The organism is Naumannella huperziae, from assembly GCF_054073625.1.
Genome location: NZ_JBSXPH010000001.1, coordinates 3040381 through 3065597, shown reverse-complemented (window position 1 = coordinate 3065597; position 25217 = coordinate 3040381). Strand labels below are relative to the sequence as shown.

The 25217-nt window shown below is 70.8% G+C and carries 26 protein-coding genes and 1 pseudogene; 11 read left to right on the top strand and 16 right to left on the bottom strand.

Annotation, left to right across the window (positions count from 1 at the left end):
• Nucleotides 1-4: 4 nt before the first annotated feature.
• A complete protein-coding gene (gene pdxR, locus ACXDC7_RS14635; protein WP_459222563.1) occupies nucleotides 5-1507 on the bottom strand; it encodes a MocR-like pyridoxine biosynthesis transcription factor PdxR in 1503 nt (500 codons plus the stop codon).
• Nucleotides 1508-1539: 32 nt separating this feature from the next.
• Here pdxR and ACXDC7_RS14630 point away from each other — a divergent pair, with 32 nt between their 5' ends.
• From ACXDC7_RS14630 to ACXDC7_RS14620, 3 genes are read left to right on the top strand one after another with little or no spacing between them, the layout of a single operon-like run.
• On the top strand, nucleotides 1540-2400 hold the full coding sequence (locus ACXDC7_RS14630; RefSeq protein WP_459222562.1) for an EamA family transporter: 861 nt from the start codon (nucleotides 1540-1542) through the stop codon (nucleotides 2398-2400).
• Entirely contained in the window at nucleotides 2397-2795 is a 399-nt protein-coding gene (locus ACXDC7_RS14625) for a phenylalanine--tRNA ligase beta subunit-related protein (protein ID WP_459222561.1), read from the top strand. The genes ACXDC7_RS14630 and ACXDC7_RS14625 overlap by 4 nt, the downstream gene beginning before the upstream one ends.
• 47 nt (nucleotides 2796-2842) lie before the next feature.
• A complete protein-coding gene (locus ACXDC7_RS14620) occupies nucleotides 2843-5014 on the top strand; it encodes a DEAD/DEAH box helicase (RefSeq protein ID WP_459222560.1) in 2172 nt (723 codons plus the stop codon).
• A 16-nt stretch (nucleotides 5015-5030) separates the two neighbouring features.
• Here the strand turns inward: ACXDC7_RS14620 and ACXDC7_RS14615 are convergent, their stop codons facing one another.
• Entirely contained in the window at nucleotides 5031-5837 is an 807-nt protein-coding gene (locus ACXDC7_RS14615; protein WP_459222559.1) for an MBL fold metallo-hydrolase, read from the bottom strand.
• Nucleotides 5838-5909: 72 nt separating this feature from the next.
• Here ACXDC7_RS14615 and ACXDC7_RS14610 point away from each other — a divergent pair, with 72 nt between their 5' ends.
• The 3 genes from ACXDC7_RS14610 to ACXDC7_RS14600 all read left to right on the top strand — a co-directional run bounded on the left by ACXDC7_RS14610 (nucleotide 5910) and on the right by ACXDC7_RS14600 (nucleotide 9372).
• Nucleotides 5910-6284, top strand: a complete 375-nt coding sequence (locus ACXDC7_RS14610) for a MerR family transcriptional regulator (protein ID WP_459222558.1) — start codon at nucleotides 5910-5912, stop codon at nucleotides 6282-6284.
• Nucleotides 6285-6363: 79 nt separating this feature from the next.
• Nucleotides 6364-7767, top strand: a complete 1404-nt coding sequence (locus ACXDC7_RS14605) for a hypothetical protein (protein ID WP_459222557.1) — start codon at nucleotides 6364-6366, stop codon at nucleotides 7765-7767.
• A 186-nt stretch (nucleotides 7768-7953) separates the two neighbouring features.
• Complete coding sequence (locus tag ACXDC7_RS14600) at nucleotides 7954-9372, top strand: DEAD/DEAH box helicase (protein ID WP_459222556.1); 1419 nt, start codon at nucleotides 7954-7956, stop codon at nucleotides 9370-9372.
• A 190-nt stretch (nucleotides 9373-9562) separates the two neighbouring features.
• On the opposite strand, the gene ACXDC7_RS14595 is transcribed toward ACXDC7_RS14600, so the two are convergent.
• The 3 genes from ACXDC7_RS14595 to ACXDC7_RS14585 form a co-directional block, all read right to left on the bottom strand.
• On the bottom strand, nucleotides 9563-9826 hold the full coding sequence (locus ACXDC7_RS14595) for a type II toxin-antitoxin system VapC family toxin (RefSeq protein ID WP_459222555.1): 264 nt from the start codon (nucleotides 9824-9826) through the stop codon (nucleotides 9563-9565).
• Nucleotides 9816-10043 (bottom strand): AbrB/MazE/SpoVT family DNA-binding domain-containing protein, encoded by a 228-nt coding sequence (locus ACXDC7_RS14590; RefSeq protein WP_459222554.1) that lies wholly within the window; start codon nucleotides 10041-10043, stop codon nucleotides 9816-9818. Before ACXDC7_RS14590 ends, ACXDC7_RS14595 begins: the two co-directional genes overlap by 11 nt.
• Nucleotides 10044-10121: 78 nt before the next feature.
• On the bottom strand, nucleotides 10122-10565 hold the full coding sequence (locus ACXDC7_RS14585) for a hypothetical protein (RefSeq protein WP_459222553.1): 444 nt from the start codon (nucleotides 10563-10565) through the stop codon (nucleotides 10122-10124).
• Between the two features lie 105 nt (nucleotides 10566-10670).
• On the opposite strand from ACXDC7_RS14585, the gene ACXDC7_RS14580 reads away from it, so the two are divergent.
• Together ACXDC7_RS14580 and ACXDC7_RS14575 are read left to right on the top strand one after the other, a co-directional pair.
• Nucleotides 10671-11411: a hypothetical protein gene (locus ACXDC7_RS14580; RefSeq protein ID WP_459222552.1), complete on the top strand. Its 741-nt coding sequence runs from the start codon at nucleotides 10671-10673 to the stop codon at nucleotides 11409-11411.
• A complete protein-coding gene (locus tag ACXDC7_RS14575; RefSeq protein WP_459222551.1) occupies nucleotides 11383-11931 on the top strand; it encodes a hypothetical protein in 549 nt (182 codons plus the stop codon). The genes ACXDC7_RS14580 and ACXDC7_RS14575 overlap by 29 nt, the downstream gene beginning before the upstream one ends.
• Here the strand turns inward: ACXDC7_RS14575 and ACXDC7_RS14570 are convergent.
• The 3 genes from ACXDC7_RS14570 to ACXDC7_RS14560 all read right to left on the bottom strand — a co-directional run bounded on the left by ACXDC7_RS14570 (nucleotide 11902) and on the right by ACXDC7_RS14560 (nucleotide 15254).
• Nucleotides 11902-12300: an EVE domain-containing protein gene (locus ACXDC7_RS14570; protein ID WP_459222550.1), complete on the bottom strand. Its 399-nt coding sequence runs from the start codon at nucleotides 12298-12300 to the stop codon at nucleotides 11902-11904. The genes ACXDC7_RS14575 and ACXDC7_RS14570 overlap by 30 nt on opposite strands.
• Nucleotides 12301-12513: 213 nt before the next feature.
• The gene (gene glnA / locus ACXDC7_RS14565) at nucleotides 12514-13935 is read right to left on the bottom strand and encodes a type I glutamate--ammonia ligase (RefSeq protein ID WP_459222549.1); all 1422 of its coding nucleotides are present in this window, start codon (nucleotides 13933-13935) and stop codon (nucleotides 12514-12516) included.
• Between the two features lie 116 nt (nucleotides 13936-14051).
• A complete protein-coding gene (locus ACXDC7_RS14560) occupies nucleotides 14052-15254 on the bottom strand; it encodes a voltage-gated chloride channel family protein (protein ID WP_179445757.1) in 1203 nt (400 codons plus the stop codon).
• 66 nt (nucleotides 15255-15320) lie between these two features.
• On the opposite strand from ACXDC7_RS14560, the gene ACXDC7_RS14555 reads away from it, so the two are divergent.
• Together ACXDC7_RS14555 and ACXDC7_RS14550 are read left to right on the top strand one after the other, a co-directional pair.
• Nucleotides 15321-15752, top strand: a complete 432-nt coding sequence (locus ACXDC7_RS14555) for an RDD family protein (RefSeq protein WP_179445758.1) — start codon at nucleotides 15321-15323, stop codon at nucleotides 15750-15752.
• Entirely contained in the window at nucleotides 15749-16651 is a 903-nt protein-coding gene (locus tag ACXDC7_RS14550; RefSeq protein WP_459222548.1) for a hypothetical protein, read from the top strand. The genes ACXDC7_RS14555 and ACXDC7_RS14550 overlap by 4 nt, the downstream gene beginning before the upstream one ends.
• A 1-nt stretch (nucleotide 16652) precedes the next feature.
• Here the strand turns inward: ACXDC7_RS14550 and ACXDC7_RS14545 are convergent, their stop codons facing one another.
• The 7 genes and pseudogenes from ACXDC7_RS14545 to ACXDC7_RS14515 form a co-directional block, all read right to left on the bottom strand.
• The gene (locus tag ACXDC7_RS14545) at nucleotides 16653-18422 is read right to left on the bottom strand and encodes an ABC-F family ATP-binding cassette domain-containing protein (RefSeq protein ID WP_459222547.1); all 1770 of its coding nucleotides are present in this window, start codon (nucleotides 18420-18422) and stop codon (nucleotides 16653-16655) included.
• Nucleotides 18419-18835, bottom strand: coding sequence for a helix-turn-helix transcriptional regulator (locus tag ACXDC7_RS14540; protein ID WP_459222846.1), 417 nt, complete (start codon nucleotides 18833-18835; stop codon nucleotides 18419-18421). Before ACXDC7_RS14540 ends, ACXDC7_RS14545 begins: the two co-directional genes overlap by 4 nt.
• A pseudogene (locus ACXDC7_RS14535) lies at nucleotides 18830-19402 on the bottom strand (cupin domain-containing protein); the annotation flags it as partial. The pseudogene ACXDC7_RS14535 and the gene ACXDC7_RS14540, both read right to left, overlap by 6 nt.
• A 225-nt stretch (nucleotides 19403-19627) precedes the next feature.
• On the bottom strand, nucleotides 19628-20446 hold the full coding sequence (locus ACXDC7_RS14530) for a DUF4191 domain-containing protein (protein WP_459222546.1): 819 nt from the start codon (nucleotides 20444-20446) through the stop codon (nucleotides 19628-19630).
• 19 nt (nucleotides 20447-20465) lie between these two features.
• Nucleotides 20466-21395, bottom strand: a complete 930-nt coding sequence (locus tag ACXDC7_RS14525; RefSeq protein ID WP_459222545.1) for a lipoyl synthase — start codon at nucleotides 21393-21395, stop codon at nucleotides 20466-20468.
• Nucleotides 21396-21426: 31 nt separating this feature from the next.
• Nucleotides 21427-22122 carry a lipoyl(octanoyl) transferase LipB gene (lipB, locus tag ACXDC7_RS14520; protein ID WP_459222544.1) on the bottom strand — a complete coding sequence of 232 codons (696 nt, stop codon included), beginning with the start codon at nucleotides 22120-22122 and terminating at the stop codon, nucleotides 21427-21429.
• Between the two features lie 10 nt (nucleotides 22123-22132).
• Entirely contained in the window at nucleotides 22133-22684 is a 552-nt protein-coding gene (locus tag ACXDC7_RS14515; protein ID WP_459222543.1) for a TetR-like C-terminal domain-containing protein, read from the bottom strand.
• A gap of 96 nt (nucleotides 22685-22780) precedes the next feature.
• Here ACXDC7_RS14515 and ACXDC7_RS14510 point away from each other — a divergent pair, with 96 nt between their 5' ends.
• Nucleotides 22781-23194 carry a hypothetical protein gene (locus tag ACXDC7_RS14510; RefSeq protein WP_459222542.1) on the top strand — a complete coding sequence of 138 codons (414 nt, stop codon included), beginning with the start codon at nucleotides 22781-22783 and terminating at the stop codon, nucleotides 23192-23194.
• Nucleotides 23195-23235: 41 nt separating this feature from the next.
• On the opposite strand, the gene sucB is transcribed toward ACXDC7_RS14510, so the two are convergent.
• Nucleotides 23236-25203 carry a 2-oxoglutarate dehydrogenase, E2 component, dihydrolipoamide succinyltransferase gene (gene sucB, locus ACXDC7_RS14505; RefSeq protein WP_459222541.1) on the bottom strand — a complete coding sequence of 656 codons (1968 nt, stop codon included), beginning with the start codon at nucleotides 25201-25203 and terminating at the stop codon, nucleotides 23236-23238.
• Nucleotides 25204-25217: the final 14 nt, after the last annotated feature.

Here is a 25217-nt window from a genome sequence, read left to right as displayed (position 1 = left end):
CCGATCAGTGCGCGCCCTGGTCGGCAAGGGTCTCCCCGACGATGCCGATCCCCTCCTCGATCACGGCACCCGGGGTTGCGGCATAGCCCAGGACGAGGCCCGCCGGGCCCGGGCGCTGGGCGTGCCAGGACAGCGGGTGCACCTTGACCCCGCGGGCCAGGGCCGCGGCGGCGAGCGCCACGTCGTCGGCGCCGGCGGGCAGCGTGATCGTCAGGTGTACGCCGGCCGCAGCGCCGTGCACCTCGGCCCCCGGCAGGTGCCGCTCGACCGCTTCGATCATGGCGTCGCGGCGGCGCTGCTGCTGTCGCCGGAGCTGGCGCAGATGCCGCTCCAGTGCGCCGGTGGTGATCATCTGGGCGAGGACGAGCTGGGGCAGGGCCGCATTGCCCAGATCGGTGTCGCGCTTCAGACCGGCCAGTTGGTCGCGCAGGCGCGCCGGTGGGACCAGCCAGCCGATCCGCAGGGCGGGGGAGAGGGTCTTGGAGACGCTGCCCGTGTAGCAGACCAGATCCGGATCGAGGCAGCGCAGCGCCGACACGGGCGCGCGGTCGTAGCGGTGCTCGGCGTCGTAGTCGTCCTCGATGATCAACCCGCCGGTCCGCCGCGCCCAGTCCAGCAGGGCGTGCCGGCGCTCCGGCGCCAGCGCGACGCCGGTGGGAAACTGGTGTGCGGGCGTGATCAACACTGCCTGCGCACCGCTCGCGTCGAGTGCGGCGACGTCGAGGCCCTGGTCGTCGACCGGGATCGGCGGTGTCGCCAGACCCCAGGCCCGCAACGATTCCCGGGCGCCGAGCGAGCCGGGGTCCTCGACCGCGATCCGGTCCACGCCGCTCCGGCTGAGCAGGTGTGCGAGCAGGGTCAACGACTGTGCCACCCCGGCGACGATGATCACCTCGCCCGGGTCCACGATGATGCCGCGGAAGCGGGCCAGCCAGCCCGCGACGGCCGCGCGCAGCTCCGGCGTACCGCTGGCATCGGGATAGCCGAGCACGTGCGCCGGCAACTCCTCCAGCACCGCCCGCTCGGCGCGCAGCCAGGCCGCCCGCGGGAAGGCGGCCAGGTCGGGCCGCCCGGGCGACAGGTCGATCCGTGCGGGCAGTTCGCGCAAGGCGTCGACCAGCCCGGCCGCGGGTGCCCGGTCGAAGATCGCCGCATCGGCGCCCGGCGTCGACCGGCCCGCCGGGGGTGTCGCACGCGCGCGGGCGGCCGCCTCGACCAGCGTCCCGGCCCGCCCCCGGCCCCGGATCCGCCCCTCGTCGCCGAGCCGGCGGTACGCCTCGGTGACCACTCCCCGCGACAGCCCGAGCCCGTCCGCGAGCTCGCGCGTCGCCGGCAGCTTGGTCCCGACCGGCAGTCGCCCGTCGTCGATCGCGACCCGCAGCTCGCCGGTCAGCCAATCGGTCACCCCCACGCCGTCGGCGCGCGCGGACGGGTCGAGCTGCAGGAAGTCCACCCCGGACGGCGGCGTTTTGGACTCATCGATCGCGTCCGGATTGGCCCTGTTCACCGGTCCATCATGCCGCTTTGCTGGTCGATGTGATGAGAAATGTTCTGGGCGGGGCACTGGCGATGGGCATCGTCGGCGCCAGCACCGCCGTCTCCCATGCGCTGATCGACGCGCCGCTGTTCACCGCGCAGGCGATCCGGTACGCCGGCGCGGCCCTGGTCCTGGTGGTCGCGGCGCGGGTCCTGCGGGTGCGGGTGCCGCGACCCCGCGGGCGCGACTGGCTGTGGCTGATCGGGGTTGCCGCGGTCGGCCAGGTGATCTTCAACGTCGGCATCGTCCGCGGGGTCGCGCACGCCGAGCCGTCGGTGCTCGCGGTGGCCGTCGCGGGCGCGCCGGTGATCGTCGCGGTGGTCGGCCCGCTGCTCGAGGGCGGCCGTCCGCGGACGGCGGTGCTCGCCGCTGCGGGGGTGGTCGTCGCCGGCTCGGCGCTGGTGATCGGCTTCGGGCGTACCGATCTGACCGGCGCGCTGCTCGCCGGGCTGGTGCTGGCCTGCGAGGCGGGCTTCACCCTGCTGGCGGTGCCGGTGATCGGCCGGCTGGGCGCGTGGGGCGTCTCGCTGCACGCGGTCTGGCTGGCCGCGGTGATGTTCGCGGCGATCGCCCTGCCGGTCGAGGGCCCGGCCGCGGTGCTGGCGCTGACCGGGCCGGCGTGGGCGAGCATCGTGTTCCTGGCCGTCGCGGTGACCGCGATCGCCTTTGTCTGTTGGTATTCCGCGGTCCGCGGCCTCGGCAGCGATCGCGCGGTGCTGCTCGCCGGGGTGGCGCCGGTGGCGGCCGCGCTGGCCGGCGTCGCCGTGGTCGGCGTCGTGCCGGGGCCGGGCGTGTGGGCGGGAATGGCGCTGGTCGGCGCCGGGCTGGCGCTCGGGCTGCGCGCGCGGCCGGTGGTGGCATGAGCAGCGCGGATCTCGACTTCGGCTATGCCGAGGACGTGCGCGCCGACTTCGGCGAGCTGCCCTTCGGGGTCGCGCCGCTCGATCTGGATCGGATCTCCGGTCCGCTGCGGGTACGCCGGGCCGCCGGCGACGAGCACTACCTGACCCTGTCCGGGGCGGTCGAGGCCCCGGCAACCGGCGAGGTGATCTTCGCTGACGCGGCCGGCGAGGCGCACGCCCGGCGGTGGTGCCACCGGCAGAGCGGGCATTCGGCGATCCGGGCGGGTACGCGGCGCGCGGCGGTGATCGTCGAGGCGATGCATCCGGGCGGCGAGCGGGCCGTCGCCGGCGTACTCGCCGAACTGGCCGCCATCGCGCCCGGTCGGGTCCGGCCGATCGTCGGCGCGGGCGGCTGAGCGGGCGCCGGCGACCCGGTGTCGGCGCCCTGCGGCAGACTCGCCGCATGAGCAGCACCGCGGATCCGTCCGGCGAGCACCTGCGCGAGCGCGCCCGCGAGCACCTGCGCGCGCTGACCGGGCGCGCGGACGCGGAGTTCCACGACGGGCAGTTCGAGGCGATCGAGGCGCTGGTCGCCGGGCGCCGCCGCGCGCTGGTGGTGCAGCGCACCGGCTGGGGGAAGTCGGCGGTCTACTTCATCGCCAGCCTGCTGATCCGCGAGGCAGCCGGCACCGCGCGGCCGAGCCTGATCGTGTCGCCGCTGCTGGCCCTGATGCGCGACCAGGTCGCCGCCGCCGAGCGGGCGGGCGTACGCGCGGCGAGCGTCAACTCCACCAACCCCGAGGAGTTCGCGCAGATCCGCGACAAGCTGCACGCCGGCGAGCTCGACGTGTTGTTGATCTCCCCCGAGCGGCTGACGAACGAGCGGTTCCGCGCCGAGCAGTTGCCGTTCCTGATGGAGAATGCCGGGCTGCTGGTGATCGACGAGGCGCACTGCATCTCCGACTGGGGCCACGACTTCCGGCCCGACTACCGCCGGATCCGCGACCTGATCGCCGAGCTGCCGGCCGGCTTCCCGGTGCTCGCCACGACGGCCACCGCGAATGCGCGGGTGGTCGCCGACGTGGCGGAGCAGCTCGGCGCCGGGCTGGCGCCGGGGGATGAGGTGTTCACGCTGCGCGGGCCGCTGGCGCGGGCGTCGCTGCGGCTCGGGGTGGTGGAGCTGGACTCCAACCGGCAGCGCCTCGGCTGGCTGCTGTCGCACCTCGACGAGCTGCCCGGCAGCGGGATCATCTATGCGCTGACCGTCTCCGCGGCCGAGGACACCGCGCGGCTGCTGGCCGACGCCGGCCACGACGTGCGCGCCTACACCGGCCGCAGCGACCTCGCCGAGCGGCAGCAGGCCGAGGCCGATCTCAAGGACAACAAGGTCAAGGCGCTGGTCGCGACCTCGGCGCTCGGGATGGGCTTCGACAAGCCGGATCTGGGCTTCGTCGTGCACCTGGGCGCGCCCGGCTCGCCGGTCGCCTACTACCAGCAGGTGGGCCGCGCCGGCCGGGCCACCGAGTCCGCCGACGTGATCTTGTTGCCCGGTCACGAGGATTCCGACATCTGGCGCTGGTTCGCCACCTCGTCGATGCCCACGCAGCGCACCGCGGGCGCCGTGCTGGACGCGCTGGCCGCCGAGGGGCCGCTGAGCGTGCCGGCGCTGGAGTCGCGGGTGGACATCCGCCGGACCAAGCTGGAGCTGCTGCTCAAGGTGCTCGCCGTCGAGGGGGCGGTACGCAAGGCGGGTTCGGGCTGGGAACGCACCGGCGCCGAGTGGGCCTACGACGCCGAGCGCTACGAGCGGATCGCGCAGGCGCGGCAGGACGAGCAGGCGGCGATGAAGGCGTACCAGCGCACGGACGGGTGCCGGATGGAGTTCCTGGCCGCCCAGCTCGACGATCCGCACGCGCAGCCGTGCGGGCGCTGCGACAACTGCGTGCGGGCCGCCGGCGGGGAGCCCTGGCTGGCGACCGGCGTGCCCGCCGGCGCGGGCGAGCGGGTCGCCGCCTCGCTCGACCGGCCCGGGGTGGTCCTGGAGCCGCGTGGGCAGTGGCCCTCGGGGATGGACCGGTTCGGCGCGGACGTGCGCGGCAAGCTCAAGCCGGACGAATCGACCGAGCCGGGCCGGGTGCTGGCGCGGATGAGCGATCTCGGCTGGGGTACGCCGCTGCGCGACCTGTTCGCCACGGACGGCGACGGCCGGCCGGTCGACGCCGAGGTGCCGGCGGTCCTCGCCCGGGCGTGCGTGGAGGTGCTGCGGGGCTGGGACTGGGCCGAGCGGCCTGTCGGCGTGGTCGCCATGCCGTCGCGCTCGCGGCCGCGGCTGATCCGCTCGCTCGCGACCGGGCTGGCCCAGGTCGGGCGGCTGGTCGACCTCGGCGACCTCGAGCTGGTCGGCGAGCTGCCGCCGAGCGGGTCCAGCGGCAACAGCGCCTGGCGGCTCGGCTCGGTCTGGAACGCCTTCGCCGTGGGCGACGAGCTCGCCGCTCGCCTGCCGAACGCGCCCGGGCCGATCCTGCTCGTCGACGATTTCGTCGACTCCCGCTGGACGCTGACCGTGGCCGCCCGCCTGTTGCGGCAGGCCGGGGCGCCGGCCGTGCTGCCGTTCGCGCTGGCACAACAGGGCTGAGCGGCCGGGTTGCTGATCAGCCGGTGAGGCCCAGCACCGCTTGCCTGTCGTCGGTGTCGTGCGCCGAGGTGATCAACAGGTCCGCACGTTGTGCGAGGGTGATCAGCTCCTCGACGGTCCGGCGCGTCCGCTCCGGATCGTGGGCGAACTCGGTGATCAACTGCTCCGTGATCGGCGGCATGGCCGCCCCGGTCAACTGGGCGCGGGCGTGGTAGGCATCGCCGGCATGCAGCAACCAGCGAGGGCCCGCACCCGGGTCGAGCTCGATCAACACCCCGACGTGCCCGGGGGCGTGTCCCGGCAGGTCGACCAGCAGGATTCGCTCGCGCAGTGACTCGGGCAGGCCCGGCAGTCGGTACGCCGCGAGTCGGGGTATCGGCGCCTCGGCCGGCACGGCATCGGGCGCCCAGCGCACGGGGTGGCGCCACTGGTGGGCGAACAGCCGACCGGCGGTGGCCGCGTCGGCCGGCGACGTGATGGCCTCGCGCAGGGTCGGCGTCGCGTGCACCCGGGCGGCCGGAAGATCGGCCAGGCCGCCCACATGATCGACATCGGCATGGGTGATGATCACGTCGGTGATCTCCTCGACGGGTACGCCCGCCCGCGGGAGCTGCCGGACAACGGCCTCGTCCGGGTCGAGGGCCGGGGAGACGGCGGGATGGAAGTTGGCGAGCAGGTCTGCGCGATGGGCGATGTCGTTGAGGCCGAGCCCGGTGTCGATCAGTACCCGGGCGCCGGCGTGTTCGACGAGCAGGACCTGGGAGACGAATCCGGACGTGTCGGGGACGGTCAGCGTGCCGGCATTGAAGGAGGTGATCCGCATGCCGCCGACGGTACGAGTTAATGTCGACCTGAAGTCAACGGTCGGCGGCGACGAAGAGTTCAGGAGCACGGGATGGATCGGATGACGGTCGGGGAGGCGGCGGCGGGCGTCGGCGTACCCGCACATGTGGTGCGGCACTGGGAGGCCGAGGGGCTGGTCACGCCCGGCCGGGACCCGGCCGGACGCCGGACCTTCGCCAGCGGTGACCTCGACCGGCTGGCCGTCGTCGCACGATTGCGGCGCGCGGGCCTGCCGATCCCGATGATGCGCCGGCTGCTCGCCGATCGCTGCGCCGACAAGCGCGCCGCGTTGGCCGAACAGGGCGACCGTTGGCGCCGGCAGCGAGCCGACCTCGATGCGATGATCGCGTACCTGGATCACCTGGCGGCCTGCGTGCATCCGGTGATCGCCGCGTGCCCCGAGTGCTCCGCATTCGCGCGCGGATGAGCCCGCCGATCCCCGGGGGCGCCGCGGCGTCGACATGGCGACGTTAGGATCGCCGGAGGCGAGACGAGGGAGCGGCGAGATGGCAAGCGATGCGACGATCTTCACCCTGTTCGGCGCCACTGGTGACCTGGCCAAGCGGATGGTGCTGCCGGCGTTCTGGGACCTGTTCGCCCGCGGGCTGATGCCGAAGCGCTGGCGGCTGATCGGCAACGGCCGCGGCGAGGTCTCCGATGAGGAGTTCCGCGATCATGTGCGCTCGGTGCTGGAACAGTTCGGGCCGGGCGACCTGCCGGAGGGGAAGTGGCGCGAGTTCGCCGACAATCTGCGCTTCGCCGGCGGCGGTTTCCGGCCGGGCGATCCGGGCACCCTGGTCGAGGTGATCGACACCGCCCTCGACGAGGTCGGCGCCGACGCGAACTACATCCACTACCTGGCGCTGCCGCCGGGCGCCTTCGCCAAGATCACCGAGGCGCTCGCGGAGTACAAGCTGCTCGGACACGATGCCCGCGTCGTCTACGAGAAGCCGTTCGGCACGTCCCTGAAGACCTTCCGCGAGCTGGACGAGCTGGTGCACTCGGTGATGAGCGAGTCGCAGGTCTATCGGATTGATCATTTTCTGGGCAAGGAGGCGACGCAGAACCTGCACGTGCTGCGCTTCGCCAATCCGATGATCGGCAGCATCTGGGATGCGCGCTCGGTGTGCCAGGTGCAGATCGACGTGCCGGAGACGCTCGGGGTCTCCGATCGCGCCGAGTTCTACGACGCCAACGGAGCGTTCCGCGACATGATCGCCACCCATCTGTTCCAGGTGGCCGCGGAGGTGGCGATGGAGCCGCCGCGCAGCCTGTCCGCGGACGATCTGCAGGCGGCGCGGGCCGACGTGCTGGAGCACTTCCGGCCGCTGGCGCCGGACGAGGTGATCTTCGGCCAGTTCGACGGCTACCGGGAGCTGCCGGACGTGCCCGACGACTCGACGACCGACACGTACGCCGCGGCGCAACTGTGGGTGGACAGCGAGCGTTGGGCCGGGGTGCCGTTCGTGTTGCGCAGCGGAAAGCGGATGCACCGCAGCTACCAGGAGGTGTCGCTGGTGCTGCGCCCGGAGCCCGGGCCGCTGTCGGGCGTACCGGACTCGATCCTGCGGATGTCGCTCACCGGCGCCGGCGCGATGGCTGCCCGGCTGGTGGTGAAGAAGCCCGGGCCGGATCTCGAGCTCGCCACCCGCCCGATCGAGATCAATCTCGGCGACGTGCCCGGCACCGACCCGATGCCGCCCTACGTCTCGCTGCTGCACGACGTGATCATCGGCGACCGGTCGCTGTTCACGTCCAGCCAGTCGCTGGAGCGCGCCTGGGAGGTGGCCGAGCCGGTGCTCGCGGACCCGCCGACCCCGCAGCCCTATGCGCCGGGTTCCTGGGGCCCGGCCGATGCCGTCGAGCTGACGGACGGCATCGGCTGGGTCGCCGAGCGCGCCGCGGGCTGAGCGCCGATTCGCCCCCGGTTGGGGCCCTCGGCTAGGCTGGGCGCATCAGCTCGTCGAGCTCTCGCCGCGAGTTGTCCGCACGTCGCAGCACTGCTTCCCGACAGGTCGCATCCGCTCCGTGCGTGGCCGGCCCGAAGATCGGGATCCCCGGCCGTCGGTGAGACCAGATACAGATTGCGATTGATCTTGACCACTTTCCCTGATCTTGGGGTGCCCGCGCGCCTCAACGACATTCTCGCGGGGTCCGGCATCGTGACCCCCACCCCGATCCAGGCGGCGACCCTGCCGGATTCGCTCGCCGGGCGCGATGTGCTCGGCCGCGGGCGGACCGGCTCGGGCAAGACCTTTGCCTTCCTGCTGCCGCTCGTCGCGCGGCTCGCCGACGGGCGCCGCGCCCGGCCGCGCGCCCCGCGGGCCCTGATCCTCGCGCCGACCCGCGAGCTGGTCGGCCAGATCGAGGAGTCGCTCGCGCCCCTGGCCAAGTCCGCCGGCCTGACCACCCGCACCGTCTTCGGCGGTGTCGGGCAAGGGCCGCAGGTGGCCGCGCTGCGCAAGGGCGTCGACATCGTCCTCGCCTGTCCGGGCCGGTTGGAGGACCTGATCGGCCAGGGCCACTGCACGCTCGGCGATGTCGAGATCACCGTGCTCGACGAGGCCGATCACATGGCCGATCTCGGCTTCCTGCCGGCGGTCCGGCGACTGCTCGCCGCAACGCCGAAGGGCGGGCAGCGGCTGTTGTTCTCCGCGACCCTGGACAAGGCGGTCGACGGGCTGGCGAAGCAGTTTCTCAGCCGGCCGGTGACGCACGAGGCCGACTCCGCGACCGCCCCGCCCGCCGCAATGACCCACCACGTGCTGCATGTCGATCATGAGCAACGCCTGCCGGTGCTGGTCGATCTGGCCAGCGCGCCCGGGCGTACCGTGATCTTCACCCGGACCAAGCACCGGGCGAAGGCGCTCGCCCGCCAGTTGAACAAGGGCGGCGTACCGGCCGTCGAGTTGCACGGCAACCTCGGCCAGAACGCGCGGACCCGCAACATGGCCGCGTTCCACGAGGGCCGCGCCACGGCGCTGGTGGCCACCGACATCGCGGCCCGCGGCATCCACGTCGACGATGTGGCGCTGGTCGTGCACGCCGACCCGCCGGCCGAGCACAAGGCGTACCTGCACCGTTCGGGACGCACCGCGCGGGCCGGTGCCGCGGGCACCGTGGTGACCCTGATGACCAGTGATCAGCAGCGCGACGTTCGTGATCTTGCCCGCGCGGCCGGGATCCGACCGACGACGACCCGCGTCAACGGTGTTGATCATCCGGTGCTGGCCGAGCTGGCGCCGGGGGAGCGGGTGCTGTCCGGGCCGATCGAGGTCGCGCCCGCGCGGCCGCAGGTTGCGCGGGAGACATCCGGTACGCCGGCCCGCTCCCGCAATCGGCGGCGCGGCGGGCGCGGGCATCGGGCGGCGGGCTCCGGTCAGCCGGAGACCCGATCGACCGCGTCAACCTCCAGCGGCCGGCCCCGCCGACGTTCGGGACGCTCGGGCGGCCGTCCGCAGGGCACCGGCTCGCGGACGCACAGCGCCGCGTCGTTCAGCGCGGGACGCCGCTGAGCGAGCTGTCGGCCGTTCGTCGACCCAGAGCCGCCGGTTCAGTCGGGAGCGATGAGCGCGACGCGGGGAAAGTAGGTCCGGTAACGCCGGCTGTCGCGGGTCAGGAGGTCGTGACCCGCGACCGCGGCGTGTGCTCCGATGTAGAAATCCGGGAGTGGGCTCAGTTTCGTGCCGCCGCGTGTTCGGTAGGTCATGAACGCCTTCCCGGCGAGGAACGCGGCATCCATGGAAGCGCCTCACGCATGAATTGCGAGGAGGGAACCACGTCTTCGAGATCCTCGATCGCGTCGAAGCCGATCGAGACCTCAGCGTAGACAATGGGATTGATCACGACTGGACCGCGGTCGAGCGCGGTGGCGAGCGCGTTCTCCGACCATTCGAGCCAATCCGCGTCCTCTGTGAGAACGTCGAGAAGCACGTTCGAGTCGACCAAAGTCGCGTGATCACTCGCCACGCAGAAGTTCCATCAGTTCATCCGTGCTGAGATTGGTGGTGGCCCGCCCTCGGAGGCGCTTCGCAACGCGTTCGCCGCGAGATCCCGCCCGGTCGCGATGCACGATTCGCAGCGTGTCGCCATCTGCCACAACCTCCACATCATCGCCCTCGGTCAGTCCGTACCGGCGACGGAGCTCGGCGGGGATCGTCACCTGGCCCTTGCTGTTGAGCTTCACGGTCTGACCTCCCCGCCGCCGATGTGAGCTATGTAGGCATCACGTGCAATGTTGATGCCAACATAGCTCACTGCTGCCTCACGACCCCTTGTGCAGCTTCTTGCGGAGCTTCTTGAAGGCGCGCGAGCGGATCGAGTCGAGGATCAGCGTGCCGGCGATGCCGAACAGGAAGATATCCTTGGCGATGGCCGTGCCCTCCTGTGTGGGGCGGATGCCGTCGATCGTCAGCCCCGGCGTCTTGCGGTACATGTTCAGCAGGCCGCCGCTGAACGCCGCCAGCGCGCCGCCCGCGAGCCAGCCGGGCACCAGGGGGATCAGCAGTGCCGCGCCGAGACCGATCTCGGTGACGGTGATGAAGGTGCGGAACTGCTCGGGCGTCAGGTCCTTCAGCGCCGGTACGCCGGTCGCGCCCATCTGTTGCAGGTGCTTGATCGCATCCTCGGGCAGGTCCTTCTTCCCGAGCCCCGAGTTGAGGATGAACGCGCCGGCCGCGAGGCGGGCGGGCAACTGGACAATGCTCACTTCTGCCTCCTGATCGAGTCCTGTTTCCCGGTCAGTCAACTGCCGGGGCCCGATCGGGTCAAGCGACGCAGCCCGGTTGGCCCTTCGCGGAGGAATCCTTGGGATGTGCCTGCCAAGCTGCTGACCGCCACCCAGTGGTTGGGCATCGCCTGCATCGGGTTCTGGTGGGCCGGCCTGTCGGGCTCCTTCGCCGTGGTCGGCCTGCGGCCGGAGCGCTTCGAACTGATGGTCCCGCTCGGGCTGCTGGTGATCTGGAACTGCATCTATCTGATCGTGGCCGTCCTGGTGATCGTGCACGCCATCACGCTGGCGCGGCGTGGCGACCTGGCCGCGTTGCAGCCGGTGATTGTCCCGATCAAGGTGTTCGGGATCCCGTTCTTCGTGCTGAACTTTCTGATCATGTTCCTGATCAGCGTCGCCGGCCTGCGGTTCGTGATCGGGGTGATCTACATCCCGTTCCTGATCCTGGGGACCTATCTGGTCATGTTGCCGACCTCGGCGTACGGGATCGCGGCGCTGGTGCTGATGCGCCGCTGCGGCCAGATCGACCGCGGGTTCATGATCGGGCATCTCCTGGCTCATCTGTTGTTCGTGATCGACATCGTCAGCGCCTTCATCGTCGCCCGGAAGGCGAGGCAGGTGCTGGACGGCGTACCCCGCCGAATAGGCTCCAGGCGTGGCAGGCATCGATCGCGAGGTGGCGGACTGCCTGATGGCTCTGTCCCAGGCACCGGAGGCCTCGGTCGGCGAGCCACGCGCCTGGCACCGACCGCCGATCCCCGGTCTCCCGGAGCTGAGCGCGCTGCTGGAGAGCGCGGTGCTGGTGCCGGCGGTCGTACGCAGTGAGCCGTGGGAGACGCTGATCTGGAGCATCGCCGGTGAGGGCCGGACGTGGAGCGGACCGCCGCCCGTCGGTCATGACATCGGCGACGTGCACCCTGTGCAGCGAGCCGTTGCGCAGTCCTGGGGTGGGGCAACGGGTCTGCACGGGTCGGCGGTCAGTTGGTGGGACGGCACGCTGACCCAGGTGCTCACCGCCGCGGTGGCGGAGGAGTCGCTCGCCGAGTGGGTGGAGGCGAGCGGTCCGCGTTCGGCGGGGGCCGAGCCGATCGACCCGCGGGACTGGGACCCGGTCGCCGTCGAGGCAAACGGCAATCTGACGGTTGTGGAGCGGTCGAGCGGCAGGATCCTGATGTATGCCGCCGATCACAGCTTCGACGGGTTGACGGAACTTCCGGGTTGGCCGCCCTACTCCCTCTACACGATCGACGACTGCCCCGACATCACCACCTGGATCGAGAACGCTGCGCGGGCGTGGGGGACCGGCGCCGGCCGATCAGTCGGACGGCGAGCCCGCGGTCAGTGACCAGACCGCGGCGGCGTCGTCGCCGGCGAGCTCGAAGAACCCGAAGCGCAGGCGGTTCGTCGGCAGATGATCGCGGAGGTCGGCAAGCGGGACGGGCGTGATCTCGCGCAGGGATGCCGCGCGCCGAAATCCACCCGGGATGGCCTCACTCGGCTCGGGCTCCTCGCCGGTGATCTCGCCGACGATGGTGATCGCGCGCAGCGGCTCGCCGTCGGGGTAGTTGGTCTTGGCGGAGTAGATCAGTACGCGGTCGCCCCGCGACATTCGCGCCAGCGGCGCCCGTTTGCCGTGGTTGGCCATCACGAACCCGCCGGCGATTCCCCTGCGGGCGTGGTCACGGGAGGCGACGATCACCCAAGTTTTCGGCACGGTTCGAACGTAGCGCCGGGCTCCGACACGGATGCGAGCAACCCGCGACCATTTCCGACCAGTCGCCCGGGTTGCGGTGAGGTTCCGGCGCTAGAACGCGCCATTTGCGACCTTTCGTCCGGGTTGTGGAGACCACGAGAAACGCCGCCGAACGACCATGTCGTCGGCGGCGTTTCCGCGGGTCAGAGGCCCCTTTCGAGATGACGACGTCTGTCAGATGTCGTAGTAGAGCTCGAACTCGTACGGGTGCGGCCGCAGGCGGGCGCCGTCGACCTCCTCGCGCTTGAGGTCGATCCACGACTCGATCAGATCCGGGGTGAACACGTCACCGGCGGTCAGGAAGTCGTGATCTGCCTCGAGGGAGTCGAGCACGGCGGGCAGCGACGCCGGGACCTCGGGCACGGACACGCCCTCCTCGGCCTCCAGCTCGTACAGGTCGCGATCGGCCGGCTCGCCCGGGTCGATCTTGTTCTGGATGCCGTCGATGCCGGCGAGCAGCATCGCCGAGAACGCCAGGTACGGGTTCGCCGACGGGTCCGGGCAGCGGAACTCGATGCGCTTGGCCTTCGGGTTCGGGCCGGTCAGCGGGATCCGGATGCAGGCGGAGCGGTTGCGCTGGGAGTACGCCAACTTCACCGGCGCCTCGAACCCCGGCACCAGGCGGTGGTAGGAGTTCAGGCTCGGGTTGGTGAAGGCCAGCAGCGACGGGGCGTGCTTCAGCAGGCCGCCGATGTAGTAGCGCGCCGTCTCCGACAGGTTGGCGTACCCGGCCTCGTCGAAGAACAACGGGTTCCCGTCGTTCCAGATCGACTGGTGGCAGTGCATACCGGAGCCGTTGTCGCCGAAGATCGGCTTCGGCATGAAGGTCGCGGTCTTGCCGTTCGCCCACGCGGTGTTCTTCACCAGGTACTTGAACTTCATCACGTTGTCGGCGCTGGTCAGCAGCTCGTCGAACCGGAAGTTGATCTCGGCCTGGCCGGCGGTGCCGACCTCGTGGTGCGCCCGCTCGACGACCAGCCCGGCATCCTCCATGTGCTTGACCATCTCGTCGCGCAGATCGCCGAAATGATCATAGGGCGCGACGGGGAAGTAGCCGCCCTTGTAGCGCACCTTGTAGCCGCGGTTGCCACCCTCCTCCTGCGCCCCGGTGTTCCAGGCGCCGGCGATCGAGTCGATGAACGCGAAGCTCTTGTTCGGCGCCGTCTCGAAGCGCACGTCGTCGAAGACGTAGAACTCGGCCTCCGGCGCGAAGAAGGCGGTGTCGCCGATCCCCGTGGTCGCCAGGTAGCTCTGCGCCTTGCGCGCGATGTTGCGCGGGTCGCGGCTGTAGGGCTCCTTGGTGATCGGATCGTGCACGAAGAAGTTCACCACCAGCGTCTTCGCGGCACGGAACGGATCGAGGTAGGCGGTCGTCGGGTCCGGCAGCAGGGCCATGTCCGACTCGTGGATCTTCTGGAAGCCGCGCACCGACGACCCGTCGAAGGCCAGCCCCTCCTCGAACACCTCCGGGCCGAACGAACCAGCCGGCACCGTGAAGTGCTGCATCACGCCCGGCAGGTCGCAGAAGCGCACATCGATGACCTCGACCCCCTCGTCCTTGACGTAGGCCAGCAGGTCTTCCGCACTTGTGAACATTTGCCCTCCGCAGCAGTGGTACGCCATCGTGGCGCAGACAGTGCCGCCAACGCTAGGCAGAGGCGATTTCCCGGGCGTTGCACAGATGTTTCAGCCGTGTTACACGCCCCGCGCCGTCAGTCAGGATCGTCGGGGCGGCCGCGTATCGCCAGCACCAGATGCTCGAACAGTCCGGCCAGTACGAAGATGACCGCGGCGCCCATGCAGGTCAGCACGAACACGGGCAGCGGCGAGCGCCCCGGATCGAGGAAGACATACGGGATCTCGGTGCCGAAGGCGTACCACGATCCCCACAGCACGGCGACATAGGCGAGCGGGAAGATCATCATCGCCAGCGCCTGGCGCAGCGTCATGGGCTGCAGCGGCGATCGGCGCGAGATCAGCGCCGCGATCAGGACAACGGGCACGATGAGATGCATCGACAGGTTCGCCCACAGCGCCCCCTCGTCGGTACGCAGCCCCTGGAACGGGACGTAGAGCAACCAATAGGCAAGCGTCGCGACGATGATCCCGGCGAGCCCGGATCGCGCGATCACCGCCCAGCCGGGCGGCCGGAACGGCCGCGCGATCGCCGCGATCGTCACCAGCACGGCGCTGACCACCGAGAACAACAGCAGCAGCGGGGTGCGGTTGTCGGCCTGGAAACCCTGCAGCCAGACACCGGCGAGCGCCGCGGTCGGCACCCAGATGTTGATCTTGTAACGTGGAGTGAAATAGCTCATCGCCGAGTCGGCGAAGACCGTCCAGATCAACAGCGATCCCAGCACGGGAACGATGACGGCCCAGAACCGCTGCGGATACTCAGGATTCAGCCGGCTCGCCTCGAAGCACATGAAGAACGTGTAGACGATACCGAGCGCGTACAGCCCGAGGAACGGCAGCAGCGCGGCGATGTAGCGCGAGATCCAGCGGTCGCCCTTCTCCTGCACGATGGTGTAGAGGTTCGTGATCGGATTCCGGGCCCGGGACCCGATCAGGCCGCGCTGCCACAGCGAGTCCACCCCGCCGATCGTCACCAGTCGCTCCTCGATCAGCGCTGCCGAACGCGCCCGCCGCGAGGTCCCGGCGACCATGATCATCTGGTAGAACATCAAGAACGCCACCGGCCACGGCAGGTAGGCGATCAGCAGCGGCGTGAACTCCTGCTGATAGACCGCGAAGATGGACACCGGCAGATACGCGGTGATGATCCCGATCAGCGCCATCGACGCCTGCGAGGAGTTCTGAATGCCCGCGTCCTCGGTCTGCAACAGGGCCGACAGCGCCGACGCGCGCGCATCCAGCTCGCGGTCGGACTCGTCTTTGCCGTGTTCGGTCATCGCCCCTCCGTGGGCATCCGACCACAAGCCGGGGTCGCCCGGGCCGCGATGGGTAGGGTGATCGTGATGAATACGCAGGCGACCGACAGGGGTGGGCACTGGCCCGGGGCCGAGCTCGGCCTGCCGGCCGAGGGCCCGGGTGCTCTTGCCACCTGGTGGCAGCGGATCGCCGCGCTGATCGTCGACTGGGCGGCCTGCACCCTGCTCGCCTTCGGCATCCTCGGGCCGGTGGTGATCAACGGCTACGGCTGGCAGCGGTTCGCGGTGCTCGGCCTGTTCTTCGTGGAGAGCGCCGTGCTGAGTCTCCTGCTCGGCGGCAGCTTCGGCCAGTTGCTGGCCCGGATCGCCGTGGTGCGGCTCGATCGGCGACCGCTCGGCTGGCGGGCATTCCTGCGCGCGGCGCTGGTCAGCCTGGGTCTGCCGGCCCTGATCATCGGCCCCAACCGCCGCGGGTTGCAGGACCTCGCCTGCGACACGGTGGTCGTCCGCCGCCGGTGAGCATGGTCCCGCCGCCGGGGGAGTGGCTCGTGCACGGGGTACGCCTGCGCGAGCGCCCGGTCCTCGCACTGGCCGATGCCGCCGGGAAGCAACACGAGTTCGCGCTGCCGGGCGCGCGGTTGGCGTACCGGATGCTGGACGAGGTGCGCTGGTGCCTCGGCCGCCGCGACGTCGCGGGCACCGACCTGCCCTGCCCGGACCGCGCGCCCGCCGTCCGCGGCAATCGCTGCGAGCGCTGCGAGGCCGCCGACCCGTTCCGCTGGCTGCACATCGTGCACCGCAGCGCGTTCGTCGACCCGGTGCTGCGCGAGCAGGTGATGCGCCCGCACTGGCTCTATGTCGCGAGCTTCGGCCCGGGCCTGCACAAGGTCGGCACGGCCGTGGACGAGCGCCGCTGGCGCCGGGTCGCGGAACAGGGCGCGCTGGTCGCGGGCTACGTGGCGCTGGTGGCCGACGGTCTGGAGGTACGCCGCCTGGAGGACCTGGTCAGCGCCGAGACCGACCTCGGGCAGGTGGTACGCCCGAGCGCGAAGGCCGCCGTGCTCGCCGCCGGCGCCACCCCCGACCAGACCCGCGCCGCCCACACAGAACGCATCGGCGCCGCCCGCGAGCTGCTCGCGTCGCGCGGCATCGAGGGGGTCGTCCACGAGTCGTGGCAACCCGATCCCGACCCGGCGGGACTGCTCGCCGACCGTGCACTGCACCCGTTCCCCGGCCGGGTCGACGGCGGTACGCAGGGATTCGGCGTCGACGCGGTCATCGGCTCGGCCGCGCTGGCGCGACTCGACGGCGATGATCAACACACCTTCGTCGCCGACCTCACCACGCTCAAGGGCCGCCGGATCGGCCCCTCGGACGCCGCGACCGCGCCGCCCGCCGTGCAGGACGGCCTGTTCTGACCTACTCGGCCAGCTCCGCCGCGGCCAGCCAAGCATTCTCCAGTTCGTCGCGGCGCGCCTGAAGCTGATCAAGGTCGCCCTGCAGGGCGATCAGCTTCTCGTGATCGCTGGCCGCATCGGCCATCTGCTGGTGCAGCCGGGCGAGTTGATCATCGAGCTTGCCGAGCTGGCCCTCGATCCGCGCCAGATCCTTGCGGGCCTGGCGAAGCTGCTGCGACGACGCGGTGCCCCCTCCCGAGCCCGCGGCGGGGGCGGCCTCCGGCGGCTCGGCCTCCCGCCGGCGCGCGAGGTACTCCTCGACCCCGCCGGGCAACAGCACGCAGGACCCGTCGCCGAGCAGCGCGTACGTCACATCGCACACCCGCTCCAGGAAGAACCGGTCGTGGGTGACCACAACCATCGTCCCGGGCCAGGAATCGAGATGATCCTCGATCACGGTGAGGGTGTCGATGTCGAGATCATTGGTCGGCTCGTCGAGCAGCAACACGTTCGGCTGGCCGAGCAGCAGCCGCAGCAGTTGCAACCGGCGCCGCTCGCCGCCGGACAGGTCGCCGATCCGGGTCACCAGCCGGTCGCCGGTGAAGCCGAAGTCCTCCAGCAGCGTCGACGCGCTCGTCTCCCGGCCGGTGGCCAGCGTGGTCCGCTCGGCCAGCCGGCGTACCGACTCCAGCACGCGATCGCCCGGATCGAGCTCGGCCACCGCCTGGCTGAGGTGCGCCAGCCGCAGGGTCAGCCCGTGCTTGACCGTCCCGGAGTCCGGCGAGAGCTCCTTGGCCATCACCTTCAGCAGCGACGACTTGCCCGACCCGTTCACCCCGACCAGCCCGATCCGCGCGCCGGGCGGCAGCGACCAGGTCACGTGGTCCAGGAGGGTACGCCCGCCGAGCGCCAGCCCGACGGAGTGCAGGTCGATCACGTCCTTGCCGAGCCGGGCGCTGGCCAGTTGGGCCAGGGCCAGCTTGTCCCGCGGCTCGGGTACGTCGTCGATCAGTGCGTTGGCCGCGTCGATCCGGAACTTCGGCTTGGAGGTACGCGCGGGCGGCCCGCGGCGCAGCCACGCCAGCTCCTTGCGGACCAGGTTCTGCCGGCGCGCCTCCGAGGCGGCCGCCTGGCGCTGGCGCTCGGCGCGGGCGAGCACGTAGGCGGCGTACCCGCCGTCGTAGGGGTCCACCCGCGCGTCGTGCACCTCCCAGATCCGAGAACAGATCGCGTCGAGGAACCAGCGGTCGTGGCTGACCACGAGCATCGCCGTGCCGCGCCGCTGCAGGGAGTTCAGGTGAGCAGCGAGCCAGTCGACCGCCTCCACGTCCAGGTGGTTGGTCGGCTCGTCCAGCACCAACAGGTCGTGGTTGCCCAACATCAGCGCGACCAGCTCGGCGCGCCGGGCCTCGCCGCCGGATAGCGTGTCCAGTTCGACGTCCAGATCGATGTCGCGCAGCAGCCCGCGCACCATCGGCCGCGCCACCGGGTCGGCCGCCCAGACGTGATCGGGGCGGCCGCCGACGATCAGGTCGCGCACCGTCTGGCCGGGATGGTGATCCGCGCGCTGGTGCAGGTGGCCGATCGAGGGGCCGGCGCTGTGCCGGACCAGACCGGAATCCGGCTCGATCTGTCCGGTCAGGATGCCGAGCAATGTCGACTTGCCGTCGCCGTTGCGGCCGACCACACCGACCACATCGCCCGTGGACAGGCCGATGGTGACGGAGTCGAGCAGGGTACGCGTGCCGTAGGTCTTGGAGACCCGCTCGGCACTCACCAGATGGGCAGTCACGAGATGTGCAGTGTACCGGCGGCGGCACCGCTCCTGGCCCGCGACGGGGGCTGACCGAAGGTCGCCCGGTAATGCGCGGCGAACCGGCTCGGCGAGGAGAAGCCCCACCGGTGCGCGATCGCCGAGATCGTCGCATCGGGATCGGCGACCAGGTCGAGATGCGCGCGCTGCAGGCGTACCGACCGCAAGAACTCCCGTGGTGTCATGTCGTAGTTGCGCCGGAAGGCGAGTTGCAGCGCTCGTGGCGTGATGCCGAGGTTACGGGCGAGCTGGTGCAGTGAGATCGACTCGTCCGCGTTCTCGATCAGGTGGTCGTGGGCCAGCCGCGCCGACCGGCCGGCGACGGTGGTGTCGGCGAACTCTCGTCGGTTGGCGATGGTGTTGGTGTGGGTGCTGAGCAGCGTCCCGACCACGAACCGTTCCAGCTCGGCGATCCACAGCGGCGACGCGTGCCCGGTGTCCTGGGGGAGGCCGGCGAGGAAATCGACCACGGCATTCCAGCGTCGGGCGGTGGTCGGGGTGGGAGGGGCGGCCAGGTCGAAGCGCAGCGGCCCCGGCGCCTCGCCGGTCAGCTCGACCACGTGCCGGCGCAGGACGCCAACGTCGATCCGCAGGTTCAGTGCGACGGCCCCCGGTCGCCAGTGCATCCGGAACAGGCGTGTCTCGTCGAGCGGAACCGAGCGGCCGGGCTCCAGCTCGACGCTGTCGCCGTCGCTGGCGACCGTGATTCAGGAGCTGGCCGCGTGCGTCACGCAGTACTGCTGTCCGAGGTTGGTCTCCGGGATCACCTGGACGTCGCTGCCGTAGCTGATCCGGTCCACGGCGACCGCACCGAGCTGGCGGCTCAGGTGGAGTCCGTGGAAGCCGTTTCCAGCGTCGCGCGGGCGGATCAGGTGCGGTACGTAGGCGCGGCCGACGCTGTCGCGGGCCGCTTCGATATCGGTCGTGTCGAGCACCGGCTCGAACAGGGCGGATGACATCTCCATGCTTTCGCCTCGGGTCTTCGAGGCTTCGCGGCAACCCGACGACGGCTCGCCCGAAGCCCCGTCGTCCACCATAACGCCGCAAGGTTCGCAAGTGGTGTCGCGTGCATCGCACGGAGTACTGGCTGGCGAATCGGGGAGGTCCTAGTCTCGACAGCGCCGGCCGGCGAAGACCCTGCCTCGGCCGGCTCCCCCGACCGGCCGGGGCAGGGCAGCCGCGGCTCAGCGCCCGCGCATTCCCTGACGCAGGCCCTTCATCGACGTCGGCACCGGGCCCTTCGGCATCGGCAGCTTCGGGCGTACCGCATCCAGGGCCTTGAGTCGCGAGGTGACCTCGGTCACCTCGTGCGGCTCCAGCTTCTTCGGCAGCTTCTTGATGTGGTCGGCGAGGCGGTCCAGCGGCACCAGGCCCTCGCGATCACCCATCACGATCGTCGTCACCGGCACCTCGTAGACGACCTTCTCGTGCTTCTTGGCCTCGCTGGCGAGCAGTTGGCGTACCCGTCCGGGCTCGCCCTCACCGATCAGCACGATCCCCGCCGGCCCGACGGTGCGGTGCACCGAATCCATCGACTTGTTCGCGGTGATCGCGGGCGTGGAGATCCACTTCTTCTTCGGCAGCATCGACAACGCGACCTCGGTCGAGCCGGCCTGGCCCGCGAACCGCTTGAAGGTCGCCTTCTTGGTCCGGTTCACCAGCACCAGCATCGCCAGCGGCAGCCCGACCAGCAGGCCGAAGATCGTCAACAGGATCGGCTGGTTGATCGCCAGGCCGATCAGCAGGCCGATGATCGCCGGCAGCAAGAACGCACCCAGCAGCATCCACGGCAGCCGGGGCTCGAACTGCTTGGTGATCTTGTACGCCTCGCGGATCTGGCGCAGCGGGCCCATGTCGGAGGGGTCGTTGGAGCTCTTGCGGCGCTCCTTGGCCGCCTTGCGTGCGGCCTTCTGCTCGACCTCGAGGGCCTTGGCGCGCTCCTTCGCCGCCTGGACGGCCTTGCGCACCTCGGCCCGGGACTTCGGCTGGTTCGGCGTGCTCATCGGTTCTTCTTCGAATCTCTCACTGGTCGGTACGGGAATCCATCGCCTGACGATAGAGCCGACCGGCCCGATACGACGAACGCACCAACGGGCCGCTCATCACGCCCGCGTAGCCGATCTCGCGCGCCTCGTCGGCCAGCTCGTCGAACTCGGCGGGCTCGACCCAGCGCTCGATCGGGTGGTGCCGCGGGCTGGGGCGCAGGTACTGGGTGATGGTGATGATCTCCGCGCCGGCATCGTGCAACTGGCTCAGCGCGTCGGAGACCTCCGTGCGGGTCTCGCCCATGCCGAGGATCAGATTGGTCTTGGTGACCAGCCCGAACTCGCGGCTCCAGCGCAGGACATCCAGCGAGCGGTCGAAGCGGAAGCCCGGGCGGATCCGCTTGAAGATCCGCGGCACGGTCTCGACGTTGTGCGCGAACACCTCCGGTCGGGTGGCGAAGATCTCGGTCAGGTAGTCGCGGTTGCCGGAGAAGTCCGGGGCCAGCATCTCCACCCCGACCCCCGGGTTCAGCTCGTGGATCTTGCGGATCGTCTCGGCGTAGAGCCAGGTGCCCTCATCGGGCAGGTCGTCGCGGCACACGCCGGTGACCGTGGCGTACCGCAGCCCCATCTTGCGCACCGACTCCGCGACCCGGACCGGCTCCTCGCGGTCGAACTCGGCGGGCTTGCCGGTGTCGATCTGGCAGAAGTCGCAGCGCCGGGTGCATTGGTCGCCGCCGATCAGGAAGGTCGCCTCGCGATCCTCCCAACACTCGAAGATGTTCGGGCAGCCGGCGGACTGGCACACCGTGTGCAGGTCCTCGTCGGCGACCAGATTGCGCAGCTCGCGATACTCCGGGCCCATCTTCGCCGTCGTCTTGATCCACGACGGCTTCTTCTCGATGGGCACCTGGGAATTGCGCACCTCGAGCCGCAGCAGCTTGCGTCCTTCGGGGAGGGTCGTCACCGTTCGGAGTCTACCCCCGGGGCGTGATCGATCAGGCGGTCACCGGCGCGGGGTGGGCGAGGTCGGGGGCGGGGGTGTAGGAGCGGAAGGCAAGCAGCTCGGACAGGTGGGTACGCAGGGCCCTCGCGACCTCGGGCATCGGCACCCCGTGCTGCAACTCGATCGCCATCGAGGTGACGCCGGCATCGGCAATGCCGCACGGGATCATGTTGGCGAAGTAGGCCATCTCGGGGTCCACATTGAGCGCGATGCCGTGCATGGTGGTGTTGGCCGAGACGCGGATGCCGACCTGGCCGATCTTGCGCTCGCCGCGCACCCCGTCGCCGGGCAGCCACGCGCCCGAGCGGCCGCCCACGCGGCCGGCGACGATGCCGAAATCGGCCAGCGTCCTGATCATCGCCTCCTCGACGCGGCGGACGTAGTCGACGACCTTCACGGAGTCCGGCAGCGTGATGATCGGGTACGCCACGAGCTGGCCCGGGCCGTGCCAGGTGATCTTGCCGCCGCGGTCGACATCGATTACCGGCGTGCCGTCGAACGGCAGGTCGGCCGGCTCGGTCCGCTTCCCGGCGGTGTAGACCGACGGGTGCTGCAGCAGCAGGACCGTCGGCGGGGCCTCGCCGGCGACCACCGCAGCGTGGGTACGCCGTTGCAGCTCCCAGGCCTGCAGATAGTCGACCAGCTCGCCGCGGTCGACGCCGAGATCGGGAAAGACCAGCTCCGCCATGATCGCCAGCCTACGCCTGCGATGTCGTGGCCAGCCGTCCCAGGGTCGCCCGCACCAGCTTCCGGAATGCGGGGGTGTCGGTCGGGCCGAGGTTGCCGGCGACGGCCAGCGTGGCGATGCCGTGGGCCAGGCCCCACGGGGCGAGCAGCGCCGGATCTCCCGATGGGCTGGCGCCGCGGGGTTGCCCCGCTCCGCGGGTCAGCTCGTCGGCCAGGCGATCGCGGGCCGCGCCGAGGGTGGGGTCGTCGTTGTCCAGCAGTTCGGGGGCGAACATGACCCTGAAGTGGGCGGGATGGGCGACGGCGAACAGCACGTAGGCGACGCCTGAGTCGATCAGTCGTTCGTGCTTGGCGAGCTGGCCGGTGAGCAGGTCGTGGCCCTGACTGGCGAGCGCGGTGAGCACGCCGCGCCGGTCGCCGAAGTGGTGCCGGGGAGCGGTGTGGGTGACGCCGAGCTCGCGGGCCAGCGCGCGCAGATTGAGCGAGTCGACGCCGTCGGCCTCGATCGCGCGCGCCGCGGCGGCCAGGAAGGCCTGGCGCAGGTCGCCGTGGTGATACGACATGGCAAAAACTTACCACCGGAAAGACTTGCGGTCCGGTGATGGGATCGGTCAGTCTTGGCACTGACAAGTTTCCACTGGAAAGATTGGGGGCGGGCGATGCCGCTGTCGGACACACAACTGGTCAGCACCGGGATCCTGGTGCTGATCGTGATCACCATCGCCTTCGGCGGCACCTTCCTGCTCCGGGTGGCGACCGGTCGGCACGAGGCGAATGCGCTGCAGAAGTCGTTCTTCCGAGCCGGTCACGCGCATGCGGGGGTGCTGGTCATCCTCGGCATGGTGATCGAGCTCTACGTCACCCTCGGTGGCGTGGCCGCGCCGTGGAGCTGGCTCTCCGGCGGCGTGCTGTTCTCGGCGATCCTGATCCCGGCCGGATTCTTCTTGTCGGTGCTCGGCCAGGACCCGGCCCGGCCGAGCCGGCTGATCGTGCTGCTCTGGGCCGGGGTTGCCAGCCTGGTGATCGGGCTGGTCGGTGCGGGCGTCGGGCTGATCACCGCAGGCATGGGCTGATCACCGCCGGGGCTCCGGGGTGATCAGCCGTGCCGCGACCGTCAGGCCCCGAGCTCGGCGCCGAAATCACCTTCCTCGAGGCGCGCCTTCACCGCGGTCAGGAAGCGTGCCGCGTCCGCGCCGTCGACCACGCGGTGGTCGTAGGTGAGGTTGAGGTACATCATGTCGCGGACCGCGATCGTCTCGCCCAGGTTCTCGTCGCTGATCACCATCGGCCGCTTCACGATCGCGCCGGTGCCGAGGATGCCGACCTGTGGCTGGTTGATGATCGGGGTGTCGAACAGCGTGCCCGCCGAGCCGTAGTTGGTGATCGTGAACGTGCCCCCGGTCAGGTCGTCGGGCCCGATCTTGGAATCACGGGTACGCGCGGCCAGGTCGCTGATCTGCTTGGCGATCCCGGCGATCGACAGGTCGCCGGCGTTCTTGATCACCGGGACGATCAGGCCCTTCTCGGTGTCGACGGCGATGCCGACGTTCTCCGCTGCGGCATAGGTGATCTCGCCCGCCTCGGTGTCGACGGTCGCGTTCAGATTCGGGTACGCCTTGAGCGCCTCGATCGCCGCCTTCGTGATGAAGGCCAGGTGGGAGATGCGTACCCCCTCGCGGGCGGCGAACTCGTCCTTGATCGCGTTGCGCAGCCGGCTGACCCGGGTCAGGTCGACCTCGACGGTCGCGGTCAACTGGGCCGAGGTCTGCAGCGACTCGACCATCTTGGTGGCGATCGTCTTCCGCAGCCGCGACATCTTCTCCGTGGTGCCGCGCTTCGGGCTGACCTCGACCTGGGCCGGAGCCTTGTCGCCCGTCGCCGAGGAGGCGGGGGGCTGCTGCGCCGGGGCGGGGGCCTTGGCGGACTCGGCCGCGGCAAGCACGTCCTGCTTGCGGATCCGGCCGCCGACGCCGGTGCCCTCGATCGAGGACAGATCGACATCGTGCTGCTGCGCGAGCTTGCGGACCAGCGGCGTGACATAGCCCGAGTCGTCCCCGCCCGCCCGGCGCGCGGCGGGTGCGCGGTCCGCGCCCTGCTGCTCGCCGGCCTGGGCCCGCTTCGGCTCGTCCTGCCTCGGCTCGTCCTGCTTGGGCTGCTCGTCCTGCTTGGGCTGCTCCGTCTGCTTCGGCTGTTCGGGCTGCTTCGGCGGCTCGTCAGACGCGGCGGAACTGCCGTCGTCGTCCGGCGTCGGGATCGGTGCCTGGCCGCCCTCGTCACCGGCGTCGGCTTCGCTCGCATCGTCGGCCTGCTCGGCCGGATCCGGCTCCGACGTCGGCTGGGCGGCCGGTTCGTCGCCCGCGGGCTCGCCGCCACCATCGGCGGGAGCGGCGCCCTGCTCGCCGATCACGCCGAGAACGCCGCCGACCTCGACGACATCGTCGGTATCCGCGCGGATCTCCAGCAGGGTGCCCGCGACGGGGGCGGGAATCTCGGTGTCGACCTTGTCGGTGGAGATCTCCAGCAGCGGCTCGTCGACCTCGACCGCATCGCCGACGCTCTTCAGCCAGCGCGAGACCGTGCCCTCGGTGACCGACTCGCCCAGCTCGGGCAGCTTCACCTCGGTGCCGGATCCGCCCGACGCCTGAGCGGTGTCGGCCGACGGCGCGGGCTGCTCGGCCGCCTCGGCGGCGTCCTCGCGGTTGGGGTCGTCGGCCTGCTGGTTGGTCCGAGCGGCCTGATCGCCGGCGTCGGCCTGCTCCTGGACCTCGTCGTTCTCGGCCGGAGCCTCGTCCTCGGCAGCCGCGTCGCCGGATCCGGACGTGTCGCCGTCGCCGGAGGCCTCCGATGCGTCACCGATCACGGCAAGCACGGCGCCGACCTCGACGGTCTCGTCCTCGGCGGCCTTGATCTCCAGCAGCGTGCCCGCGACCGGAGACGGAATCTCGGTGTCGACCTTGTCCGTGGACACCTCCAGCAACGGCTCGTCGGCCTCGACGGTGTCGCCCACCTGCTTCAGCCAGCGGGACACGGTTCCTTCGGTGACGCTCTCGCCCAGAGCAGGCAATTCAACAGGGGTCGACATGATCTCCCAGCTTC

Coding starts and splice junctions, on each gene's coding strand:
- ACXDC7_RS14610 (WP_459222558.1), top strand. CDS start 5,910: ATGGATCGGATGACGGTCGGGGAGGCGGCGGCGGGCGTCGGCGTACCC.
- ACXDC7_RS14630 (WP_459222562.1), top strand. CDS start 1,540: ATGAGAAATGTTCTGGGCGGGGCACTGGCGATGGGCATCGTCGGCGCC.
- ACXDC7_RS14510 (WP_459222542.1), top strand. CDS start 22,781: ATGCCGCTGTCGGACACACAACTGGTCAGCACCGGGATCCTGGTGCTG.
- ACXDC7_RS14625 (WP_459222561.1), top strand. CDS start 2,397: ATGAGCAGCGCGGATCTCGACTTCGGCTATGCCGAGGACGTGCGCGCC.
- lipB (WP_459222544.1), bottom strand. CDS start 22,122: ATGGCGGAGCTGGTCTTTCCCGATCTCGGCGTCGACCGCGGCGAGCTG.
- ACXDC7_RS14560 (WP_179445757.1), bottom strand. CDS start 15,254: ATGACCGAACACGGCAAAGACGAGTCCGACCGCGAGCTGGATGCGCGC.
- ACXDC7_RS14615 (WP_459222559.1), bottom strand. CDS start 5,837: ATGCGGATCACCTCCTTCAATGCCGGCACGCTGACCGTCCCCGACACG.
- ACXDC7_RS14620 (WP_459222560.1), top strand. CDS start 2,843: ATGAGCAGCACCGCGGATCCGTCCGGCGAGCACCTGCGCGAGCGCGCC.
- glnA (WP_459222549.1), bottom strand. CDS start 13,935: ATGTTCACAAGTGCGGAAGACCTGCTGGCCTACGTCAAGGACGAGGGG.
- ACXDC7_RS14530 (WP_459222546.1), bottom strand. CDS start 20,446: ATGAGCACGCCGAACCAGCCGAAGTCCCGGGCCGAGGTGCGCAAGGCC.
- ACXDC7_RS14605 (WP_459222557.1), top strand. CDS start 6,364: ATGGCAAGCGATGCGACGATCTTCACCCTGTTCGGCGCCACTGGTGAC.
- ACXDC7_RS14555 (WP_179445758.1), top strand. CDS start 15,321: ATGAATACGCAGGCGACCGACAGGGGTGGGCACTGGCCCGGGGCCGAG.
- ACXDC7_RS14515 (WP_459222543.1), bottom strand. CDS start 22,684: ATGTCGTATCACCACGGCGACCTGCGCCAGGCCTTCCTGGCCGCCGCG.
- sucB (WP_459222541.1), bottom strand. CDS start 25,203: ATGTCGACCCCTGTTGAATTGCCTGCTCTGGGCGAGAGCGTCACCGAA.